The 18,971-nt window shown below is 40.2% G+C and carries 21 protein-coding genes and 1 tRNA gene; 8 read left to right on the top strand and 14 right to left on the bottom strand.

All coding sequences use genetic code 11. The features are described from left to right. Positions 1–126: 126 nt before the first annotated feature. The 5 genes from J4526_04530 to J4526_04510 form a co-directional block, all read right to left on the bottom strand. The gene (locus tag J4526_04530; GenBank protein ID WFO76105.1) at positions 127–1,035 is read right to left on the bottom strand and encodes a transcription initiation factor IIB family protein; all 909 of its coding nucleotides are present in this window, start codon (positions 1,033–1,035) and stop codon (positions 127–129) included. An 18-nt stretch (positions 1,036–1,053) separates the two neighbouring features. Further along, entirely contained in the window at positions 1,054–1,377 is a 324-nt protein-coding gene (locus J4526_04525; protein ID WFO76104.1) for an RNA-binding protein, read from the bottom strand. Between the two features lie 191 nt (positions 1,378–1,568). Next, the gene (locus J4526_04520) at positions 1,569–1,868 is read right to left on the bottom strand and encodes a signal recognition particle protein Srp19 (GenBank protein WFO76103.1); all 300 of its coding nucleotides are present in this window, start codon (positions 1,866–1,868) and stop codon (positions 1,569–1,571) included. Positions 1,869–1,953: 85 nt separating this feature from the next. Then, positions 1,954–2,340, bottom strand: coding sequence for a 30S ribosomal protein S8e (locus J4526_04515; GenBank protein WFO76102.1), 387 nt, complete (start codon positions 2,338–2,340; stop codon positions 1,954–1,956). A gap of 30 nt (positions 2,341–2,370) precedes the next feature. After that, the gene (locus tag J4526_04510; GenBank protein WFO76101.1) at positions 2,371–2,943 is read right to left on the bottom strand and encodes a DUF84 family protein; all 573 of its coding nucleotides are present in this window, start codon (positions 2,941–2,943) and stop codon (positions 2,371–2,373) included. A gap of 114 nt (positions 2,944–3,057) precedes the next feature. Here J4526_04510 and uppS point away from each other — a divergent pair, with 114 nt between their 5' ends. Further along, complete coding sequence (gene uppS, locus J4526_04505; protein WFO76100.1) at positions 3,058–3,873, top strand: di-trans,poly-cis-decaprenylcistransferase; 816 nt, start codon at positions 3,058–3,060, stop codon at positions 3,871–3,873. A gap of 9 nt (positions 3,874–3,882) precedes the next feature. Here the strand turns inward: uppS and J4526_04500 are convergent, their stop codons facing one another. The 5 genes from J4526_04500 to amrS form a co-directional block, all read right to left on the bottom strand. Beyond that, entirely contained in the window at positions 3,883–4,761 is an 879-nt protein-coding gene (locus J4526_04500) for a hypothetical protein (protein ID WFO76328.1), read from the bottom strand. 123 nt (positions 4,762–4,884) lie between these two features. Then, the gene (locus tag J4526_04495) at positions 4,885–5,583 is read right to left on the bottom strand and encodes an acetate--CoA ligase family protein (protein WFO76099.1); all 699 of its coding nucleotides are present in this window, start codon (positions 5,581–5,583) and stop codon (positions 4,885–4,887) included. Then, on the bottom strand, positions 5,580–6,980 hold the full coding sequence (locus tag J4526_04490; protein WFO76098.1) for a CoA-binding protein: 1,401 nt from the start codon (positions 6,978–6,980) through the stop codon (positions 5,580–5,582). Before J4526_04490 ends, J4526_04495 begins: the two co-directional genes overlap by 4 nt. 88 nt (positions 6,981–7,068) lie before the next feature. Further along, positions 7,069–7,854 carry an ATP/GTP-binding protein gene (locus J4526_04485; GenBank protein WFO76097.1) on the bottom strand — a complete coding sequence of 262 codons (786 nt, stop codon included), beginning with the start codon at positions 7,852–7,854 and terminating at the stop codon, positions 7,069–7,071. Between the two features lie 76 nt (positions 7,855–7,930). Then, positions 7,931–9,010 carry an AmmeMemoRadiSam system radical SAM enzyme gene (amrS, locus tag J4526_04480; GenBank protein ID WFO76327.1) on the bottom strand — a complete coding sequence of 360 codons (1,080 nt, stop codon included), beginning with the start codon at positions 9,008–9,010 and terminating at the stop codon, positions 7,931–7,933. Between the two features lie 123 nt (positions 9,011–9,133). Here amrS and J4526_04475 point away from each other — a divergent pair, with 123 nt between their 5' ends. The 3 genes from J4526_04475 to J4526_04465 are packed head-to-tail and all read left to right on the top strand — an operon-like array spanning position 9,134 to position 11,846. Next, positions 9,134–10,045, top strand: a complete 912-nt coding sequence (locus tag J4526_04475) for a ribose-phosphate pyrophosphokinase (protein ID WFO76096.1) — start codon at positions 9,134–9,136, stop codon at positions 10,043–10,045. Positions 10,046–10,059: 14 nt separating this feature from the next. After that, positions 10,060–11,094: an RNA methyltransferase gene (locus J4526_04470; protein WFO76095.1), complete on the top strand. Its 1,035-nt coding sequence runs from the start codon at positions 10,060–10,062 to the stop codon at positions 11,092–11,094. Beyond that, positions 11,091–11,846 (top strand): ribonuclease Z, encoded by a 756-nt coding sequence (locus J4526_04465; GenBank protein WFO76094.1) that lies wholly within the window; start codon positions 11,091–11,093, stop codon positions 11,844–11,846. The genes J4526_04470 and J4526_04465 overlap by 4 nt, the downstream gene beginning before the upstream one ends. Here J4526_04465 and J4526_04460 read toward each other — a convergent pair. Both J4526_04460 and fliE read right to left on the bottom strand, forming a co-directional pair. Then, positions 11,843–12,274, bottom strand: coding sequence for a hypothetical protein (locus tag J4526_04460; GenBank protein ID WFO76093.1), 432 nt, complete (start codon positions 12,272–12,274; stop codon positions 11,843–11,845). The two genes, J4526_04465 and J4526_04460, sit on opposite strands and share 4 nt — an antisense overlap. Further along, entirely contained in the window at positions 12,252–12,815 is a 564-nt protein-coding gene (gene fliE / locus J4526_04455; protein WFO76092.1) for a flagellar hook-basal body complex protein FliE, read from the bottom strand. Before fliE ends, J4526_04460 begins: the two co-directional genes overlap by 23 nt. 118 nt (positions 12,816–12,933) lie before the next feature. Between fliE and thpR the strand changes: the two genes are divergently transcribed. From thpR to J4526_04435, 4 genes are all read left to right on the top strand, one after another. Then, positions 12,934–13,503, top strand: a complete 570-nt coding sequence (thpR, locus tag J4526_04450; GenBank protein WFO76326.1) for an RNA 2',3'-cyclic phosphodiesterase — start codon at positions 12,934–12,936, stop codon at positions 13,501–13,503. Then, positions 13,503–14,936, top strand: a complete 1,434-nt coding sequence (cca, locus tag J4526_04445) for a CCA tRNA nucleotidyltransferase (protein ID WFO76091.1) — start codon at positions 13,503–13,505, stop codon at positions 14,934–14,936. Before thpR ends, cca begins: the two co-directional genes overlap by 1 nt. Further along, positions 14,879–15,688 (top strand): hypothetical protein, encoded by an 810-nt coding sequence (locus tag J4526_04440; protein WFO76090.1) that lies wholly within the window; start codon positions 14,879–14,881, stop codon positions 15,686–15,688. The genes cca and J4526_04440 overlap by 58 nt, the downstream gene beginning before the upstream one ends. A gap of 489 nt (positions 15,689–16,177) precedes the next feature. Beyond that, positions 16,178–16,282: transfer RNA gene (locus J4526_04435), tRNA-Pro, on the top strand. Positions 16,283–16,410: 128 nt separating this feature from the next. On the opposite strand, the gene J4526_04430 is transcribed toward J4526_04435, so the two are convergent. Beyond that, the gene (locus tag J4526_04430; GenBank protein ID WFO76089.1) at positions 16,411–16,671 is read right to left on the bottom strand and encodes a hypothetical protein; all 261 of its coding nucleotides are present in this window, start codon (positions 16,669–16,671) and stop codon (positions 16,411–16,413) included. Between the two features lie 166 nt (positions 16,672–16,837). Beyond that, positions 16,838–18,943: a minichromosome maintenance protein MCM gene (locus tag J4526_04425; GenBank protein ID WFO76088.1), complete on the bottom strand. Its 2,106-nt coding sequence runs from the start codon at positions 18,941–18,943 to the stop codon at positions 16,838–16,840. Positions 18,944–18,971 lie beyond the last annotated feature (28 nt).

The raw sequence follows: 18,971 nt of genomic DNA, 5'->3' as shown, positions 1-18,971 counted from the left end.
CAGTTCGTTTACATATTTTTGTGGGGGAGTTTTTGTAAAAAGAGCCCTGACGTTTAAACCGCCACTTAAAAAATATTCATACAACACCTTTTCTCATGTACGCGATTTACAAGCCAAAGAATTTATTTAGAGTCTGACTTCGATATCAAAATTCTCTATGATGTCACTGTAACGGTTTCTTATCGTAACATCTGTTATATTACATGCTGAAGCTACTTCTTGTTGAGTTCTCTTTTCGTCAAGAAGAATTGATGCAACATACACTGAAGCTGCTGCAAGTCCAATAGGCCCCCTGCCGCTTGCGAGTTCTTTCTTCTTTGCAAGATAGGTTAGATACGCTGCTAGGTACTGTACTTTCGCCGACAATTTTAGTGTGCTAACAAGATAGGGTATGAATCCCTTAGGGTCAGGCATCTTTACATTAATCCTCTTTACAGCACTAATTATCCTCTTTTCTGCATGCCATATCTCCTTCTCAGTCATCCCAAGCTCTTTCGCTATAAGCCTAAGGGTTTTAGGTAACCCATGTGCTTTTGATGCTAAAAGTATTGCTGCAGCAGCCATGGCTTTTATTGTCTTCTCTTTTGCATTTATTTCTTCAAGAGCTTTCTGTAGAATCATGGCAGCATGTTCACGTACATAATTAGGTAGCTCAAGTTTTGTGACAAACTCATTAAGGTACTTTAAACCTGTAACAATATGTTTCTCCTTTTTGCTAATCCTCATTTTCGTTTGTATTCTCTTCATCTCTCTTAGTTTCTTCCTCATTGTCTTAGATACTCCTTTACCGCCCACAGAGAATGTTGTTGTCAGCCCTTTGTCATGAATAGCGTTGGTTAACGATCTTCCCGTTCTAGATTTACTATTTACATCAGAGAACTGGAATATACGCCATTCTCTTCCTACATCAACTATTTTATCGCTGACAACCGTACCACAGTGTCCACAGACATACTCTCCTCTCATAGGGTCAAATATTATGTTTCTAGAGTTACAAACAGGACATACAAGATTTTCTCCATGCTCGTAAACCAAATACATCACCATAAGTCATTATTTTGTTTCCCTACGCCTCCTCCCTCCGGCCCCCCGTTTCTTACTCGGTTTCTTCTTCTTTTCACCAAACCTTCGCTTCTTTCTTTCAACGAAATAGTATACTGGACCAGGCTCTATAACAGCAATGATATCCTTGGATTCTGGCTTTACAATAACGTATGGTGAGTCAGTACGCCCAATTACGTCGACTATACGTCCAATTCTCTTCATATCTCTATCATACACTATGGAACCCACAAGTTTCCTTGGGTCTTTGAGTGCTGATTTTACTACTAGCAATCCATCTTTTGTTGCGTGTAGCAGCTCACCGAGCCTCCTCATTACTTAGCACCTTACAAGGGGGGCCTTCATCAGTATTACCAATGGTTAGACATACTACTTAAGGTATCTACCTCTTGAACCCACTGGTGCACGTGTACTACCGCTAGTAATACTTTAATCAATTATTAAAAGATCTATTGGTATTACGCTTGTATTACAACGCGTATTATTGTAATAGGGCAGAAAAGTTTTCATCTTTTCTCACGCCTTATCTCTTTTATTTTTTCAGCAATCTTCCTCAAAACTTGTTGCTTTGAACCTATTTTATCAACTACAACACGTTGTTTATACTTCCACCAAGCCCTAGGGTATGGAGAGTCTTCAACAACAGGGTTTAACCCAAGCTGTGAAGCTGCTTCAACAATTTCTTCTACTGTAGGGTTAGGTACCGCTATCGAGCGAGGTACTCGTCTACCCATTTTTCTCGACATAGTAGCATCTATGTATGCTGGCCATACAACTACTCTTTTTTCCCGGTAATCCCTGCTCAAGATTCAGCCCTTCACAATAAAATTATTCTTATCTTCAAGAATTAAAGAATTTAGAGAGCAAATTCTGTTTAAGATAAAATCGCTTTTATTGACCTATGAGAACAGCGTTTATTACACCATCCTGACCAGGTCTTGATACTACTTTAGCTAGCCCTATTTCAGTCCTTATGATGGCTCCTTTAACTATTATTCCTCTTCTCGCGTACTCAGTATTAGCTGGTGTTTCGACAACGCCTATTATCTTGACTTTCTGGAACTTCTTCTCAGAAGGGATGTATACATTTGCGTAGGCTGCTTTCTTTAACCTAACTTTGTAGTTACCTCCTCTAACCCTGATCAATACTCTTTCATCGACTGGAGCAACCTTGGTTTCTGTTGGCGGCCTACCTAGTTCGTATTTTCGTTTCATCCTATGTCTTCTCTTTTTTCCACCACTTGGTTTCTTCAAGTCATTGCCTTGATAGTAGGACAACCCCACGACCCCCTCTATTTATGCTGGATATTATTGGGTATCTAACCTAGTTTTTAATATTTTCTTCAAATAATTTATATCGATCAGTTCTTTATACAAATGAGTATTAAGGAATGGTAGAATAGCTGTAAGCACAGCTTGATAACTTAGCTCAACTCTTGTTATAAAACCTTGTGTCAGATATCCTATGGCCCCATATTTCTCTCCAATTCTCTTGATACCTGTTACTTCATACATAGCTTCTTCTAGAGTCTTCCCACCAGATAATTTCTCTTTAAAGGAGATAGGCAATGGAAATAAACTGCTGAACCCTACAGATGCTTTTCCTTGTTTATCAACAATTATCGCGATTTGCCCCTCAATAAGATACCCTATATCATGGATTATACCTCCTTCTATAGAAACATAATAATCGGCATTAACACGATTTATAACGTTCTCTATTCTTTTGATAGCTGCTGAAAGCGTTTGCTCAAACGATAAAGGTTGTTCTATTCCTGTGCTCACGGGAACAGAAGTGATGTCTTTTACACCAAGAAGTTTTAAGGCCTTGGCAGCGCCGAGTATTTTTGCTTTATTAGTAGATGTCAGTACTGCCTTCAAGTTCTCAACGCCTCCACGCTATTTATTGATGTAAAAGCTCACAAATATATAGGAGCATCGAGGTTTGATAAAAATAGAGTAAAACAAGTGTCTTCTAATTTAAGGGATTAAATTATGGTCAACGCAAGAAGAATTATTTACAGGAAAGTATATAGGTTCATAAGACTTGTCCTAAAGCCAGTTTATAGAGTATACGAGAAATGGCTATGGCTGCAAATAAGAAACGGTCCTTTCCCTGTTCATGTAGGTATAATACCAGATGGCAACAGACGATGGGCTCGCATGTATAATTTAGAAGCATGGAAAGGACATGAAGAAGGCTACCGTAGAATAAAAGAAGTACTACATTGGATATGGGAGCTGGGAATAAAAGCAGCAACAGTATATGCGATGTCTACAGAGAACTGTACTAAAAGACCACCAGCAGAAAGGCAACATTTGTTTGAATTAGCGAAAAAAGGTCTAGAAGAGCTTTTGACTAACAAGGATATATGGGAATACAAAGTAAGAGTACGTGTTATTGGAAACCTGGATCTAGTTCCAGAGGAGATTAGAGCACTAGCAAAGAAAGTCGAAGATGCAACCGCGAAAAACAACGAAAGAGTTCTTAATATAGCACTATGTTATGGTGGCCGACAAGAAATAATAGATGCAGTAAAGAAGATCGCCGAGGATGTAAAGAAAGGACATATCAGCCCTGAAGATATAAACGAGGAAATGTTTAGGAAATATCTTTACACAAATAATCTCCCAGACCCGGACCTGGTAATAAGGACTTCAGGCGAGGTTAGAATAAGTAATTTCCTGTTATGGCAACTTGCTTACTCAGAACTATACTTCTGTGAAGCATATTGGCCCGAGTTTAGAAAGATTGATTTCTGGAGAGCAATAAGGTCATTCCAGCATAGAGAAAGAAGATTTGGTAAATAACAACGTTTTCTACTGTTCCTCAACAAAATCTTCTACATCACCATAAAGTATCTTGAGCTCTTCGAGAGTAAGCCTCTTTTCGCCACGCTTGAGCTTCTCTTCAACACGTTTCTTCTTCTCGCTTAGAATCACACTAATTCTCTGTTTCTCAAGTTCTTTCTGTAGTTCAGCATACTTGTTTCTAAGCTCGCTAAGCTTGTTAGTAAGCTCCTTGATCTCCTCAATAATGTTCGTTAATCTTTCTTGCCTATCATTGATTTCCTGTGTGAGCTCGTCTATTTTACTTCTTAGCTCTGATATCTTTTGCCGCAACAATCCTCTTTTCTCATCAATACTAGATATTTTCTGGCTTATTTCATTAATTTTCTTGTTTAATTCAGAAACTTCAACACGGAGCCTTAGAAGTTCTGCTCTAAGCTCAGTTATAGTCTTCTTCTCATCCTTGATCTTCATTGCTTTCTCAAGCATTTCTTCAAGTCTAGCAATTTCCTTGATAATTCTATTTTCTTCCTCTAGAGTGAGGACTCTCGTCTGCTGTATCCATTCAAGCCTTTCTATTTCTCTCCTTATTGCCGTAATGGATAATCTGGCGTTTTTACCCATTTCTTCTAATGCTTTTCTCTTCATTGAAATCTGGTTAACTATCTCCTTGATTCTACTAATTTTCTCACGACGTTCTGCACGTAGTTTTCTTATTTCTTCAACAAGACCTGCTCTTTTTTCTTTTATGTTCCTGTATTCATTAGAAATATTCCTGACTTCATCAATTAGTTTTCTTCTTTCATTTCTGAGCTCCCTGAGTTCTGCTATTAGAATCGCACGTTCATTTTTTAGTTCACGTATTCTATTTCTCGTGTTAGCTATTTCCTGCGAAATCTCGGAGAGCATTCTCTCTATATCTACAACCTGTATGCCTGCTTCACCCCTAGTGCTGCCATCCAAGATAGTTCCCTAAGAATATTGTTCTCTATAGTTTTAATAAAGGAACTTGGAGGAAGAAAATAACCTTTACTACTTTTTCTTCAATATCACACGTGCATCAACAACAAGTGCTCCGTCTTGGTAGGCTATTACAGGGTTTAGATCTAGCGAATCTACTTCAGGGTTTTCTTCGAGTAGCTTAGCTGCTGCAATAATTACTTTAGCAAGTGCTTTCTTGTCAACTGGTGGCACATTCCTATAGCCTTCAAGTATCTTAGAAGCCTTTATTTCCTTCATCATCTCTATCGCTTCTTCTTCTGATATAGGTGCTATACGGAATGATACATCCCTAAGTACTTCTACAAAGATACCGCCGAGTCCGAACATCACCACCGGGCCGAAAACGCTGTCCCGGAGGCCACCAACAATTACTTCGAGACCAGGCTTAGCTTGTTTCTGGACAAGTATTCCTGATACCCTTGCTCCAGGTGCTTTCTGTGAGACATTCTCTAGGATCTTTCTGGCTTTCTCAATAGCTTCTTCCTTACTATTAACACCAACAATTACGCCGCCTACATCACTTTTATGGCTTATATCGGGCGAGACTATCTTGAGGACTACGGGGAACCCTATTTTCTCTGCAAGTTCTCCAGCTTCTTCAGGTGTTTTCGCGAGTAGTGCCTCGGCAACAGGGGCTCCATAGTATTTTATTATCTCTATTGCTTCATGTTCAAGAAGTTTTGTCCTGTTTTCTTCAAGAGCTTTTGCTATTATTTCTCGGGGGTTCATTGCGACCACCTTTTTCTATACATGGAGTATAAGTAAAGTGCTTTCAGTGCACGTGCCGCGCGTTCGGGCGATTCATATACGGGTATACCCTTATTCTCTAATTCAACTTTAAATTTCTCTGCTTCCTCGCTACCGATATTAATGATGATCATTGGTTTACCGTATTTCTTCAACTCAACGAAATAGTCTACAATCTTCTTTGTCATACCTGGTATTTGTGGTAGTGCACCAACAACTACTGCATCAACATATGGCTTGGGGAGTATTTTCTCGAGAACTATCCTGTATCGATCGTCGTCAGCATCTCCTGTTAAGTCTATTGGGTTCTCGACTATACAGTGTGGTGGGAGTACCTCTCTGAGCTCTTTCTTTAGATCGTCTGGTGTTGGAGGTAGCTCGAAGCCTTCTTTAGTTAGGGCATCTGTTAGCATAACACCTATCCCGCCAGCATCAGTTACAACGAATACACGGTTGCCGTTCATTAAAGGCTGTGTTAACAATACCTTAGCAAAATCCATTATCTCGTCGAAGGAAAGCGCCTCTATTATCCCTGCTTGCTTGAATGCTGCCTGGTATATAGAATAGTTGCCAGCAAGAGCTGCTGTATGGCTCGCGGCTGCACGGCTTCCCCTAGCTGTCTTGCCTGCCTTGAATACAACAATAGGTTTTTTCTTAGCGATCTCACGGGCTTTTTCTAGGAATAATTTTCCTCTACCAGTCTTTATTCCCTCAATGTACATGACTATGATTCCGGTTTTATCGTCTTTACCAAGGAACTCTATTAGATCGACATCATCTACATCTACTTTGTTACCATAACTTATTGCTCTCGATATCCCGATGTTGTTGTAGGCCATCCAATCCAGTAAAGCTGACGCAAACGCACCACTCTGACTGATGAAGCTTATTAGTCCTCTCTTTGGCCTCTTCATTTTCTCGTCTGGAAGGAAGAACGTGTCAACACCAGTCCAGTTATCGTATATACCTAGACAATTAGGCCCAATTATTCTTATTCCATACTTCTTAGCTATCTCAACAACTTTTTCCTCAAGAGCTCTTCCCTCTTCGGTGCCGGTCTCCCTAAACCCTCCGCTTATTATGATTGCTCCTTTGACTCCTTTTTCTCCGGCATCCTCTAGAACTTTGGGTACACTTGGTGCTGGAATACTTATGACTACAAGGTCTACGGGTTCAGGAATATCTTTGACTGTCGGATAGCACTTTAATCCAAGTATTTCATTGTATTTGGGATTGACTGGAAAGATCTTGCCTTTAAATCTCTTTATGAAGTTTTCAAGAATTATTCTACCAACCTTGCCTTCTTTTGGTGTAGCACCAACTATGGCAACACTCTTTGGGTTAAAGAATGCTTCGAGACCAGCTGAACCAGCCGCCAAGACTTAGTCAACCTCCATTTAGAAAGAATAGCAGATGGCATATATTTGTTAAACGGTCAGATAATATTTTAGATCCTGTTGAAAAATGTTAGAGTATAGGTGAAGGCTCTTCTGTATAGTAATCTTCTCCTCCGGCAACAATCCGCTGAATCATAGCGTAGAGTTCATCGAATCCTTCACGTGTGACAGAGGAAACAGGTATAAGCTCCTGGCTTATTATCTTCGGTAGAATGAATTCTAGATCTCCTCTACTCCATAAGGCTGTTACTGTTTTGTCCATAGACAGATCATTGATAAACTTCTCGTTGTCTTCTATATAATCCATTATTTTCTCGACAACATCCTTTGATACAAGATCTATTTTCGTCAATACATTAATTTGTGGTTTACCCAGCCTCACATTAATAGATGCTGCAAGCAGGAAAGCTGATAGAAGACTTGCTGGCCTATAGCTAAAGACTATATCTATGAGGAATAATGCTACTGCCTTGGATTCCCCTATAATAGTATTTAATATGAGAGGTCCCGATTCTCTGAAAGCAAATACTTCAAGTTGACCTGGCGTATCTATTATAACATAATTAGATCTCAAAGCATTCACTTCATCATATATCTCGTCAAGTTTTGTTACCATAAGATCTGTTGATGCTATTAGTGTTCCATTGGGACCAAGCTTATATTTTTCCATAACTTCTCTTGCATCAACATACTCACGTACATCAACATCAGGCTTGTATGGTAACCACTCAGCAGCAGGATCAAGATTCACTACTGCAACATCAAACCCGTAGTCTTCAAGCCATCCCTGTAAAGTACCGGTCAAATGGGTTTTTCCAGAGCCAGCAGTCCCTAAAACTATAATATAGTACGTCATCTATGTACACCAGCCACAAAAAGTATTACTTGATAAATACCAAATTCTACTGCACTATATAAATCAAGTTCCTTAATTAAAGAAGGAATCTTGGTCTTGGCGGTCTATGGTATTTCCCCTTTATGTTTAACTTGTATCCGCATTTGGGGCATCTATTGTCCTCGGTAAGTTTCCACTCCTCGACGTAGAATCCATATCTTCTTATAACCAGCTCGCCGCAATTTGGACAGTATGTGTGTTCTTTAGGATGACCCCATAGATTACCTATATAGACGTGTTTTAGACCTTCATCTTCAGCTATTTTGGCTAGTTTTTCTAGGGTTTCACGTGGTGTAGGAGGAAGGTCTTGTAGCAGGTACTCGGGATGAAATCTCAGTAGGTGGAATGGAGTTTCTTCCCCAAGATTCTCTACAATCCATCTAGCAAGTCTTCTCATATCATCTTCCTTATCACCGTACTTTGGTACGACAAGGTTAGTTATTTCTATCCACCAGCCTTGTTCTTTCATAGCTAGTATTGAATCAAATATTTTCTCAGGGTCATCTACACCTATGAATTTCTTGTAGAACTCCTTGTTACCTGCACCTTTGAAGTCAACTGTTGCTGCATCCATGTAGTGGCCTAGCTCTTTAATTGCTTCTTCGCTCATATACCCGTTTGTAACCATGGTGTTGAATAATCCTTTTTGCTTCGCTATTTTCGCTGTATCGTACATGAATTCGAAGAATATTGTTGGCTCATTGTACGTGTAGCTTATTCCCTGGCATCCAGTCATTATAGCTTGTTCAACAACTTCCTCGGGAGTATAGAGCTCGCCAAACAATTTATCCCTACGCGTCTGGCTTAGAACCCAGTTTTGGCAGAATCTACAGAAGAAATTACAGCCCGCAGTAGAGATCGAGAATACGTTTGAGCCTGGGTTGAAATGCATGAGAGGTTTTTTCTCTATGGGGTCGGGATTTGCCGCAGTCAAAAGCCCGTAGACAAGAGTGTATAATCGTCCATTGTAGTTATACCTGACCCCGCAGGCACCATATGTACCGGATGGTATGACGCATTTCCTATGACAAAGTAAACATCTTATTTTTCCTTCACCGAGATCCTCCCATAGTCTTGCTTCAGCTACTCCAGGTCTTTTCAATAATTCTCTCTCCATCATATAGAATACCTTCCCTCGTTTCTACGAATACTATGTCTACTAGACCATTATTATTTTTTGAACAAAAACTCTATAGCACAGATGAACACTTGTCTAAACATTGTAAAGAGGTGCCAGTGTATGTCAGCTGGTAGAACAGTTGTAATAGCTGGTCCCAGTGACCCAGGTTTAGCTAAACCTATTTCGGAGAAACTTGGCGCACAATTAGTTACTGTACAGGAAAAGATTTTCCCTGACGGCGAACTCTATGTCAGAATAAGTGAGCCCGACATAGTAAGGAATTCATGCGCTATACTCGTGAATACCCTCTACCCTGAGCAAAACAAGTCTTGGATAGAAACACTATTTCTCACAAATGCTCTCAGAAACACTGGTGCATCAATGGTTATCGTTGTTATACCTTATCTCGCTTATAGCAGGCAAGACAAAGTGTTTCTTGAAGGCGAGCCTGTTAGTATAAACGTGATGCTTAAGGCATTGAGGAATGCTGGCGCCGATTGTCTGCTAACCATCGATGTTCATAACCCTCTTAGTCTCAGAGAATTCAATGGCTGTGCTATAAACATAATGGTATCAGATGTGCTGGCAAAGAAGGCTGCAGAGTATACTGAGTCTCCAATAGTGCTTGCACCAGATAAAGGTGCTTTAGAAAGAGCTAGAATAGCCGCGGAAGCAATTGGTGCTAAATACGATTACTTGATCAAGAAGAGAGATCGTGTAACAGGCGAAGTATCCGTTGAGCCCAAGGAGTTGAGTGTCGAAGGAAAAGATGTCATCATAATCGATGACATAATAAGTACAGGAGGCACCATAGCTCTTGCCGCCAAGAAAAGCCTTGAAAACGGGGCAAAAAGTGTTGTTCTCGCCGCATCACATTCCCTACTCGTAGGCAACGCCATGGATAAGATCAAGAGCTCTGGTGCTAAGAAGCTGGTTACAGCAAATACTCTGAATAAAAAGTTCACTGAAAGCATCATAGAAGTAGTCGATATAAGCAATAAAATAGTAGATATGATTAAAACCATTATCTGAGTGAATACGCGATAATGAAGGAGAAAACATACTACTTTATACTATCAGGAACATACTACGGCTTATCGGAAGGAGAACTCAATGCTCTCTTTGAAATATATGATATAGATATTTCAAAAGAAACAAGTTTGTCCCAATTGAGAATAATTAAAATAAAAGATTGTGATAACATAATAGCGGAGATCATCAGGAGAGCTGGCTCAATAAAAGAAGCTGGTGAAATAGTAAGCATTTACAGTATGGATGAAAGTAGTTTAGAAGAAAAAATAGTCTCTGACGCCATGAGTTTTTTCAACGAGCTTCTTGACGAGTGTTGGGTTGATTCCAAGAGCATAAAAGGTTTTGGAAAAGAATACATTGATAAGATGAGATTAAGTATTGCGAGAAGAATCTGCCGCAAAATCCATAGCAGGGCCAGGACTAGACTGTCATTAGTTGCAACAGATGGAGTCATACTATTGGGTCGTGTAATAGGTAAGCTTGATACCAAGAGCTTTATGGAGAGAAAACCTTCATTAAGACCCTTCTTTAGAAGTATAGCCATGCCTGTCCAGTTATCGAGAATTCTAGTCAACTTATCGAGACTAAGACCTGGAGAGGTTTTCCTGGATCCATTCTGTGGCACTGGAAGTATAGTTATAGAAGCATACCTAGTAGGCGGGAAGCCTATAGGTATTGATATTAACTGGGATATAGTTAAAGGCGCAAGGCTTAATCTAAAACACTACCACATGCTTGGCTCTGAAATAATATTATCTGATGCACGTGCCGCTAAATTGAAACATGTTCATGCCATAGCAACCGATCCTCCCTATGGTAGGTCTGCTAGTACTTATGGTGAAGACGTGAAGAAGCTTTACATGGATTTTATAAGTAATGCTAGCAATATTCTTTTGAGTAAAAGATACATGGTGTTCATGGCTCCCGTATGGCTTGAAAAGTATATTGATGAAGTGCTATGTGATAAAGGGTTTATTCTACGGAGGAAATACTACATGTACGTACATAGTGCTCTAACGAGAATAGTGTATGAGGCAATGAAGATATGAGAACAAGACTATACTTCTTGGGAACAGGTGCGGCTGTACCATTGAATAGAGGTCTCCCATGTATTGCGTTAAGGCATAATAGTAGTGTATACTTGCTTGATTCAGGAGAAGGATGCCAAGCAAGATTATTTAAGGTAGGACTTGGAGTCGTGAAAATAAAAGCTATATTGATAACGCATCTTCACGGCGACCATTTCCTAGGTCTTTTTGGGATGCTCCAGTCAATGCACATGCTTAACCGTAAAGACGAACTGGTAGTCGTGGGTCCGAGTAAACTCAAAGAAATACTTGCGAAAATGGTTAAGGAGAGTACGGGAGGATTACGATTCCCTATAAAGTACTATGAGATAAAACCTCACGAGCTGGTTTACGAGGATAATAACGTGAAGGTAACCGCATTCCCAGTTGACCACGGAATTGAAGCATATGGGTTCAAGATTGATGTAAAGAACAAAACTATTGTCTATACTGGAGACACCAGACCAACTGATACAGTTATCGAATACTCACGTAATGCAGATATTTTAATCCATGAAGCAACATTTGATAGTTCTATGGCGAGGGAAGCACATGAACAAGGCCATTCTACCTCGGCTGACGCCGCTAAAACCGCGTCGGCGGCTAACGTGAAACGCCTTGTCTTAACCCATATTAGTGCTAGATACGATGATACCGATCTCTTGTTTTATGACTCCTATAGGTTCTTTAGAAATGTTGTAGTAGCAAATGATTACATGATCTTAATGGTCTAGTCTTCAGGCATACTAATTTCCCATAAAGGTTTACCCATACTAGTCTTTGGTGCAAGCCAATCTATCAATTTCTCTGGGTCACTTGTTTCTATATAGAATAATATTGGACCCAAAGGAGACTCGTTGTCATAATCTATAAACGAGAGCTTGTTGGCAAGCGCTGCTTGCTTATGTAGTTTAAACACAATAGTATTATAGCTCATTCCTTTTTGCAGCTTCTTCCTTGCAGCATCCATTATCCTTTGTATTCTAATCAACTCATAGATCTTTATGAGTGAGCGTGCACTATAGCTCTCTCCTTCAACAACACGGTATCCATTCCCTTTATCAACTACTCTTATCTTACCGGAAAACACATTACGTACAGCTTGTTTTACCTTCTCTACATCTTCTGTAGGTCTTACTTCAGCTTCTACCTTCACGTACATGTCTCTGGAGCCCCTCTAGTATTTCTCTAGCTCTCTTATAAGCTTCTTCAATGGTTCCTTCATTGACGATCATATAGTCTGCTAAAGCAATCACATTCCCTATGCCAAACTTGAGTTCAGTCAAATCTCTTTCTCTAAATTCCTCCCATGACGTGGGATCTCCAGGTCTTTTTCTCTCAAGTATTCTCCTGAATCTTGTTTTTGGGCTGGCATGTATTGCTATTATTATTACATCACCATGCTGCATGAAGACATTTACTTCATCAAGACTCCTAACTCCATCGATCACAACAAAGCCATTATGCTTATCCTTCTTTATTCTTTCTATGGTCCTCAAAGCAATTACTTGAGGTCCGTACTCTTTTCTCAGCTCTATACTTGTCTTCCGCATCAACTCTGGCGTTATCTTACCATATCTTCTCATAGTCTCTTCTCTGACGACATCCCCCATATTGTAGACAGGAATCCCCAGGTCTCTTGCTGCCTTAGCAATTATGCTCTTTCCGCTACCAGGCATTCCAACTATACAGGCCATAATCAATATCGTTCACACCTCGCCCAAAACCACCTTACATAGATCATGACAAGGGGAGAAAAGTATTTTGGGAGAACCGTTTGTTTCTATTCACCATAGAAAATAGTATGGTGGACTATAAGTGATGAATCTCGTTAGAACATTCATTGCCGTTGATATAGATGATAATAATGTTTTATCCAAGCTAGCTGAAGTAAGAGACTATCTTGTAGGAACAAAAGCTGATCTCAAACCAGTAGCCACCGAGAACATACACGTCACACTGCGATTCATAGGAGAAATACCGATGACCAAGGTACAGGAGATATGCGATGCACTAACTAATACACTCAAATTCAAGCCGTTTACAATAAAGATCGAGGGATTAGGTGTCTTCCCCAATATAAGGAGACCAAGAGTCATATGGGCGGGAGTATCAAGAGGTACTGAAGAGCTAGTTAAACTACATGATATAATAGAGAAGACCCTAAGGTCTTTAGGTATCCCTCCAGTAAGAGAGAAATTCGTGCCACACATAACTCTTGCCAGAGTTAAATCATCAAAGAACCTGCAGTCACTGATCAAGGCGATAGAACAATTTATGAATACCGAGTTTGGCGAGTTAGTTGTTGATAAAGTGAAAGTTAAGAGAAGTATACTGACCAGAAGCGGTCCAATATACAACGATATATGTGTTATCAAGGCTGTCGAGTAATGTCTGCCGAAGAATTAAGCGAGTTAGAGAAAAACATTCTAAAGAAGATAAAGCCTTCACTAGAAGAATACAAGAAAATACATAGTATTTACGATAAAATAAAGTCTATTCTAGAGGAAACCCTCAGAGAACATGGTGTCGAAGCAGAGCCTTCTCTTCAAGGCAGTATCGCTAAAGACACTTGGCTCAGCGGTGAACGTGATCTTGATGTCTTTGTATTATTTCCCAGCAATTGGAGTAGAGAAGATATTGAAGAGAAGGGGTTTACCATACTACTCGAGGCCGCAAAGAAGATAGGTTCCTATCAAGTCCGTTATGCTGAACATCCTTATGTACGTGTTTTCATTGACGACGTAGAAGCCGATATTGTCCCAGCAATCAAGATAACTGATACCAAGGATATACGAACAGCCGTAGATAGAACGCCCTTCCACACAAAATACGTTCTAGAGAATTTACCGCCAGACAAAAGAGATCATGTCCGTCTCCTGAAGAAGTTCATGAAGAACATAGGTGTCTATGGTGCTGAAGTTAAGGTAAAAGGTTTCTCTGGATACTTCACAGAAATCCTAGTCATAACATATGGTAGTTTCAGGAAAGTACTCGAAGCCGCATCAAAGTGGAGACCCCCCGTATTCATAAACACTATTGGAAAAACTAATGGTCAAGACATTAAAAAGATCTTTTCTAGACTAAAGAGGAAATATCCTGACGCAGTAATTTACGCACCTGATCCTGTTGATCCTGAAAGAAATGTTGCCGCATCTGTATCACTTAAGTCGCTAGCTATATTCTCTCTAGCCTCTCGTTGCTACTTAATGAACCCTAGTGAAGAGTTCTTTTTCGAAAAACAAGATACTGTTCCATATAGTGATCTCATAGTGGAGCTGGATAGCAGTGAAAGGGAATTGCTGTTTTTACTATTTCCTATTACAAAGGATCTTCCTCCAGATGTTTTGTGGGGTGAAATAGATAGGATTAGGGATAGACTAGTCAAGCTCCTTGAAAACTATGGATTTGAAGTAATTTATTCTTCTACCTGGAGTAACGAGAAGAACCTCGCAATAATAGGTGTTGAACTAGAGAGAATACGTGCCCCACTACTTAAGTACTACGAAGGGCCGCCATACCATATTACTAATAGAGCCGAGAGCTTCATACGAAAACACCTAAACAAAGCCGTAGCAGGTCCATGGATTACTGAAGACGGAATTCTTGCTGCCCTGTCTCCCCGTAGATACTCTTATGTCCTAGACATACTTGTGGAGAGAATTATGGAGTACAATGTTGCACCTGATTTCAAGAAGACCATGCCAATCATAACAACGATTGAAGGATTATATGTTCTAGCATCAAGAGACAAGGGTGTATTGAAATGGTTGACAAAGATTGTTCTACGGAAAAGCAACTGGATGAAGTACTGCATACTCTAGATGAAAATAATGAGTTCATAAAAACGATAATATGCTATCCCCTACGGGATTATACCACGAAAGAATGTAGTGAAAGAATTATTTTGATCACTAGTCTTCTTAGGAGAATTGGTGTTGATGGAGTTTACGAAGTCGGACGTAAGAAAATAAGTGGATTCAGGGTTCTAGGAAAAGGCTGGAGTAGCGTTGTTGTTCTAGTTAAATTGGGTAAAAGAAAAGCAGTAGCCAAGATAAGGAGGCTTGATTCTAGAAGAAAAACACTAGAACATGAAGCAATTATTTTAGAATACTTAAAACCATACGATATAGCCCCAGAGCCTTATTTCTGGTCACGCGACATACTAATTATGGAGTACATTGATGGCACAGGTTTTACTGAGTATTTACAACAGGTTATTGACACCGGTAATTTCCTAGTATTCGTTAAAAAATTATTTACTCGAGCATGGCTTCTCGATACTCTCCGTATAGACCACACAGAACTTAATAGACCGTCTTCTCACGTTATTGTAAAAAACTCTACTAACATGCCTTACTTCATAGATTTCGAATCAGCTAAATATCGTAGTAAACCCCATAATGCTACTTCTCTTGCATCATACCTATTCTTTAGATCACCTTTACCTGTTAGACAATATGTAGACAAGGATTTTGTTGTTAAGAAACTTCGGCAGTATAAGGAGACTTTGTCCCTGGAATACTTGTTGGAGCTTGTTGATTACCTCCGGGTATTGTTTCATAGACTTCCCTAGGCTGTTCAGGCAAACTAGCACCTCTTACCGTTATTGTTATGTCTCTTAAAGTTGGTTTGCTTAACTCTCTCTTGCACCTAGGGCAAATACCACCATAGAAAGCTATTATCTCGCTTGGAGAAGGCAAGCCATAACAGTCTTGGCCAACATGCTTGAATTCCCATAATAAATACCCACAGTGCTTACATACGTACCTTACTGGCATTCTCCACAACCACCAACGGTATTACCTATTTGCAGAAACCTAGTTAAAGACAGGTCTAAGTAGTACCTTTAAACAACAGCGAAACCCTCCTTATAGGACTACAATAAACTCTGGTAATACAGTTGTAGTATTTGTAATAATTGATAAAAGGTATTACCATAGAAAGAGTTAAAAGCATTCTATAAATAACTGGCATCAAAACATGCTAATCAACACATATAAATAGTCGATAGAGAGTTAGCATTATAAGTCCTCACTTAATATTAGTGAAGGCAGAACAAGAAGGGGCCGTCGTCTAGCCTGGCAGGATGCGGGCCTGGGGGGATTCCCCGCTGCCAGGCGGGTTCCCGGATCGCCCGTGGCCCGGGGTTCAAATCCCCGCGGCCCCATACCCACTCTTCTAAATTATGCTTCCTGTAGCTTCTTCACTGTAATTAAAACTAGAGTATCTTGATGTTAAACATTAAACCCAAGTTATAGAGCATGGAGATAATCTGGAATTTGTTGAGAAGAGAACCTAGGCTTCTTGGCTTGCTTCTTTTTCTTTTATCCATTTTATACGGTATTTCCATAGACTTGGGGGTGTCCATATAATCCATGCTGGTACTTTCTTTATGAACTCGTAGGCTTCGTCCCAGCTATCGAGACCAAGTTTTTCTGCTAATTCTTCGAGACTCATTGGTGTGTGTAAATATTGTCTTATGATCTTGAGTGTTTCTTCATTAATTTCTATCTCCTTTTCACCCACTTTGACAACATACTTTACTTCTTCTGACATATTCTCCACCAGCCTGTTTATGGTGTCTCGTAGTGTTTAAGAGAGGTGTTTACCTATTAAATTTATCTGGTACTAGATGAAGAAGCGTTCCAGCAACGAGCATTATGCGATGAAGAAAACTTCTTTCGCCCCACTGATCACTATTTTTACCGATCTCTAGACTATATCAGCTTACCTTAGCTATATAACCTGGTTCTGGTTCATAGAGTTCTCCTGTCCTAAGCATTCTTTTCACAATCTTTAGCACGAAGTCTGGAGGTAATCCTTTCTCTTTCGCCTCTGCAACAAGCTCTTTGATCTTTACTCTTCCGTCGGGGCTACTCTTGGCCAGTTCATCAAAGATCTCCATGAATAGCTTCATTTTTTCTTGCTGACTCCTAGGTTTGCCAACCATTAATGTATCGATATCGATTCTACCCGTCTCAACATCAATGCCAACGGTACTAAGCATCTTACTCATAAGCCTTATGGCTTCTTCAGCATCCTCTAGAGTCACAACAGGCTTTAACGCCATTTTAGCATGGGCTTCAGCTAGACGCACCAGTGCCTCTAGTTGTCTAGCTGTAATAGGTATTGGTGATTTACTACCGCCACTTCTCCTCATCATAACATAGAAGTCTTCTAGAAGCTTCCTAGCTTCCTCCGTGAGTCTTGGCCTAACATATCTCCTTGCATAACTAATGTATTTCCTGAGCATCTCCGGCGGAATAACGGGCTTCACTTTCTCAACATCTTTATGCACGCCAAGTATGTGACGAGCCATTCTCCTATCCTGCTCAACATCAGGGACATCCCTCATGATAAATATGAGGTCGAAACGTGATAGAATCGTTGGAGGCAAATTGATGTTATCAGCAATAGTCTTCTCAAAATCATACCTACCATACTTGGGATTACCAGCCGCGAGAACAGCTGCTCTAGCATTAAGTCTAGCAACAATACCGGCCTTAGCAATACTGATGGTCTGCTGCTCCATCGCTTCGTGAATGGCTACTCTGTCTTCTGGCCTCATTTTATCGATCTCATCGATTACTGCTAGTCCTCCATCAGCTATTACTAGGGCTCCTGCTTCGAGATAGTATTCTCCTGTTTGTTTGTCTCTCAGTACTGCTGCTGTTATACCTGCTGCAGTCGTGCCTTTACCGCTAGTATAGACCGCTCTAGGCGCTATTCTTGCAGCATACTGGAGTAGCATAGACTTACCTATACCTGGATCTCCTACCAATAATACGTGAATATCTCCTCTGATCCTAGTACCGTCTTCAAGTATTTTTGGTACACCACCGAAGAGCTGGAGAGCTATTGCCTCTTTTATATCCCAGTTCCCATAGATGAACGGTGCTATGCTAGCAATTATTTTCTCTCTTATCCATGGGTCTCTAGCCATTTCTTTTATCTTCTCTTCATCCTCCCTGGTGATCTCTATCTCCTCGAGGACTTTCTGCTGGACATCAATATAGTTGGCATCTATATAGAGCTCGAAAACAGCTTTCCCACTACCTTTACTCGATGCCGCCGTCGGGAGGACTCTCAGTATACCAATTACAGTAGCTCTATCACCCGGTCTAACAGAGTCAACTAGATCACCTGTCAATATAATCTCTATGCTACGTGGCATTTGACCAGCAGGAATCTCTTCAGGCTTTTCCTGTACAACAATTTTCTGCCAATCAATAAACCTTGATTTCTCCATCAACAACTGGAACTTTCCTGTTTTACCACATATAGGGCACATAGGTGGTTTCTCAATACGTTCGCCAAGTTCACCAAATGGAGGCCAATCAAACTCGTTGCCACACTCAGGGTCGACATGCTTGAATCTCGCTTTAATCATTTTTGCTTCGACACGAGTCATACGTACAACAATTCCCTCGATAGCCACAAGCTTACCAATATACTCGCTACCAAGATCTCTTATCCTAATGGTCTTCGGTAAACCCCTAAATCTAGGATAGAACTTCTCTACAGTCTCAGCGTAATCAGGGTGTTCTTTTAGTAACAGTTCTTTTATTGCTTGACTAGCTGCTTCAATAGCTGTATCGGGATAAAGTTCTACTATACGTGCAAGCTCCATATCGTATACAACTAGGTCATCAAAATCTATGACTAGACTCCTTTGGCTCATAACTGCCATGGTATTTAGTCTCTCACGATACTTGAACACACCTGTTCTACGGTCTATGAAGGAGTTGAAGAATTCCTTAAACTTCTCTTTTATGTCTTCTATACGCAAACCCTCGACTTGAGCTACAGTAGTCTCCCCTATTTCCATTACAATATGCCCCAGACTAGGGTTCTCT

It is taken from the genome of Desulfurococcaceae archaeon MEX13E-LK6-19 (assembly GCA_029637525.1).
Classification (GTDB): Archaea; Thermoproteota; Thermoprotei_A; order Sulfolobales; family Desulfurococcaceae; genus MEX13ELK6-19.
Note: the sequence above shows the minus strand (reverse complement) of the source record. Positions and strands in the feature narration are given on the sequence as shown.

Coding starts and splice junctions, on each gene's coding strand:
- J4526_04525 (WFO76104.1), bottom strand. CDS start 1,377: ATGAGGAGGCTCGGTGAGCTGCTACACGCAACAAAAGATGGATTGCTA.
- uppS (WFO76100.1), top strand. CDS start 3,058: ATGGTCAACGCAAGAAGAATTATTTACAGGAAAGTATATAGGTTCATA.
- J4526_04500 (WFO76328.1), bottom strand. CDS start 4,761: ATGCTCTCCGAGATTTCGCAGGAAATAGCTAACACGAGAAATAGAATA.
- J4526_04495 (WFO76099.1), bottom strand. CDS start 5,583: ATGAACCCCCGAGAAATAATAGCAAAAGCTCTTGAAGAAAACAGGACA.
- J4526_04485 (WFO76097.1), bottom strand. CDS start 7,854: ATGACGTACTATATTATAGTTTTAGGGACTGCTGGCTCTGGAAAAACC.
- amrS (WFO76327.1), bottom strand. CDS start 9,010: ATGGAGAGAGAATTATTGAAAAGACCTGGAGTAGCTGAAGCAAGACTA.
- J4526_04475 (WFO76096.1), top strand. CDS start 9,134: ATGTCAGCTGGTAGAACAGTTGTAATAGCTGGTCCCAGTGACCCAGGT.
- J4526_04470 (WFO76095.1), top strand. CDS start 10,060: ATGAAGGAGAAAACATACTACTTTATACTATCAGGAACATACTACGGC.
- J4526_04465 (WFO76094.1), top strand. CDS start 11,091: ATGAGAACAAGACTATACTTCTTGGGAACAGGTGCGGCTGTACCATTG.
- J4526_04460 (WFO76093.1), bottom strand. CDS start 12,274: ATGTACGTGAAGGTAGAAGCTGAAGTAAGACCTACAGAAGATGTAGAG.
- thpR (WFO76326.1), top strand. CDS start 12,934: ATGAATCTCGTTAGAACATTCATTGCCGTTGATATAGATGATAATAAT.
- cca (WFO76091.1), top strand. CDS start 13,503: ATGTCTGCCGAAGAATTAAGCGAGTTAGAGAAAAACATTCTAAAGAAG.
- J4526_04440 (WFO76090.1), top strand. CDS start 14,879: ATGGTTGACAAAGATTGTTCTACGGAAAAGCAACTGGATGAAGTACTG.
- J4526_04430 (WFO76089.1), bottom strand. CDS start 16,671: ATGTCAGAAGAAGTAAAGTATGTTGTCAAAGTGGGTGAAAAGGAGATA.
- J4526_04425 (WFO76088.1), bottom strand. CDS start 18,943: ATGGAAATAGGGGAGACTACTGTAGCTCAAGTCGAGGGTTTGCGTATA.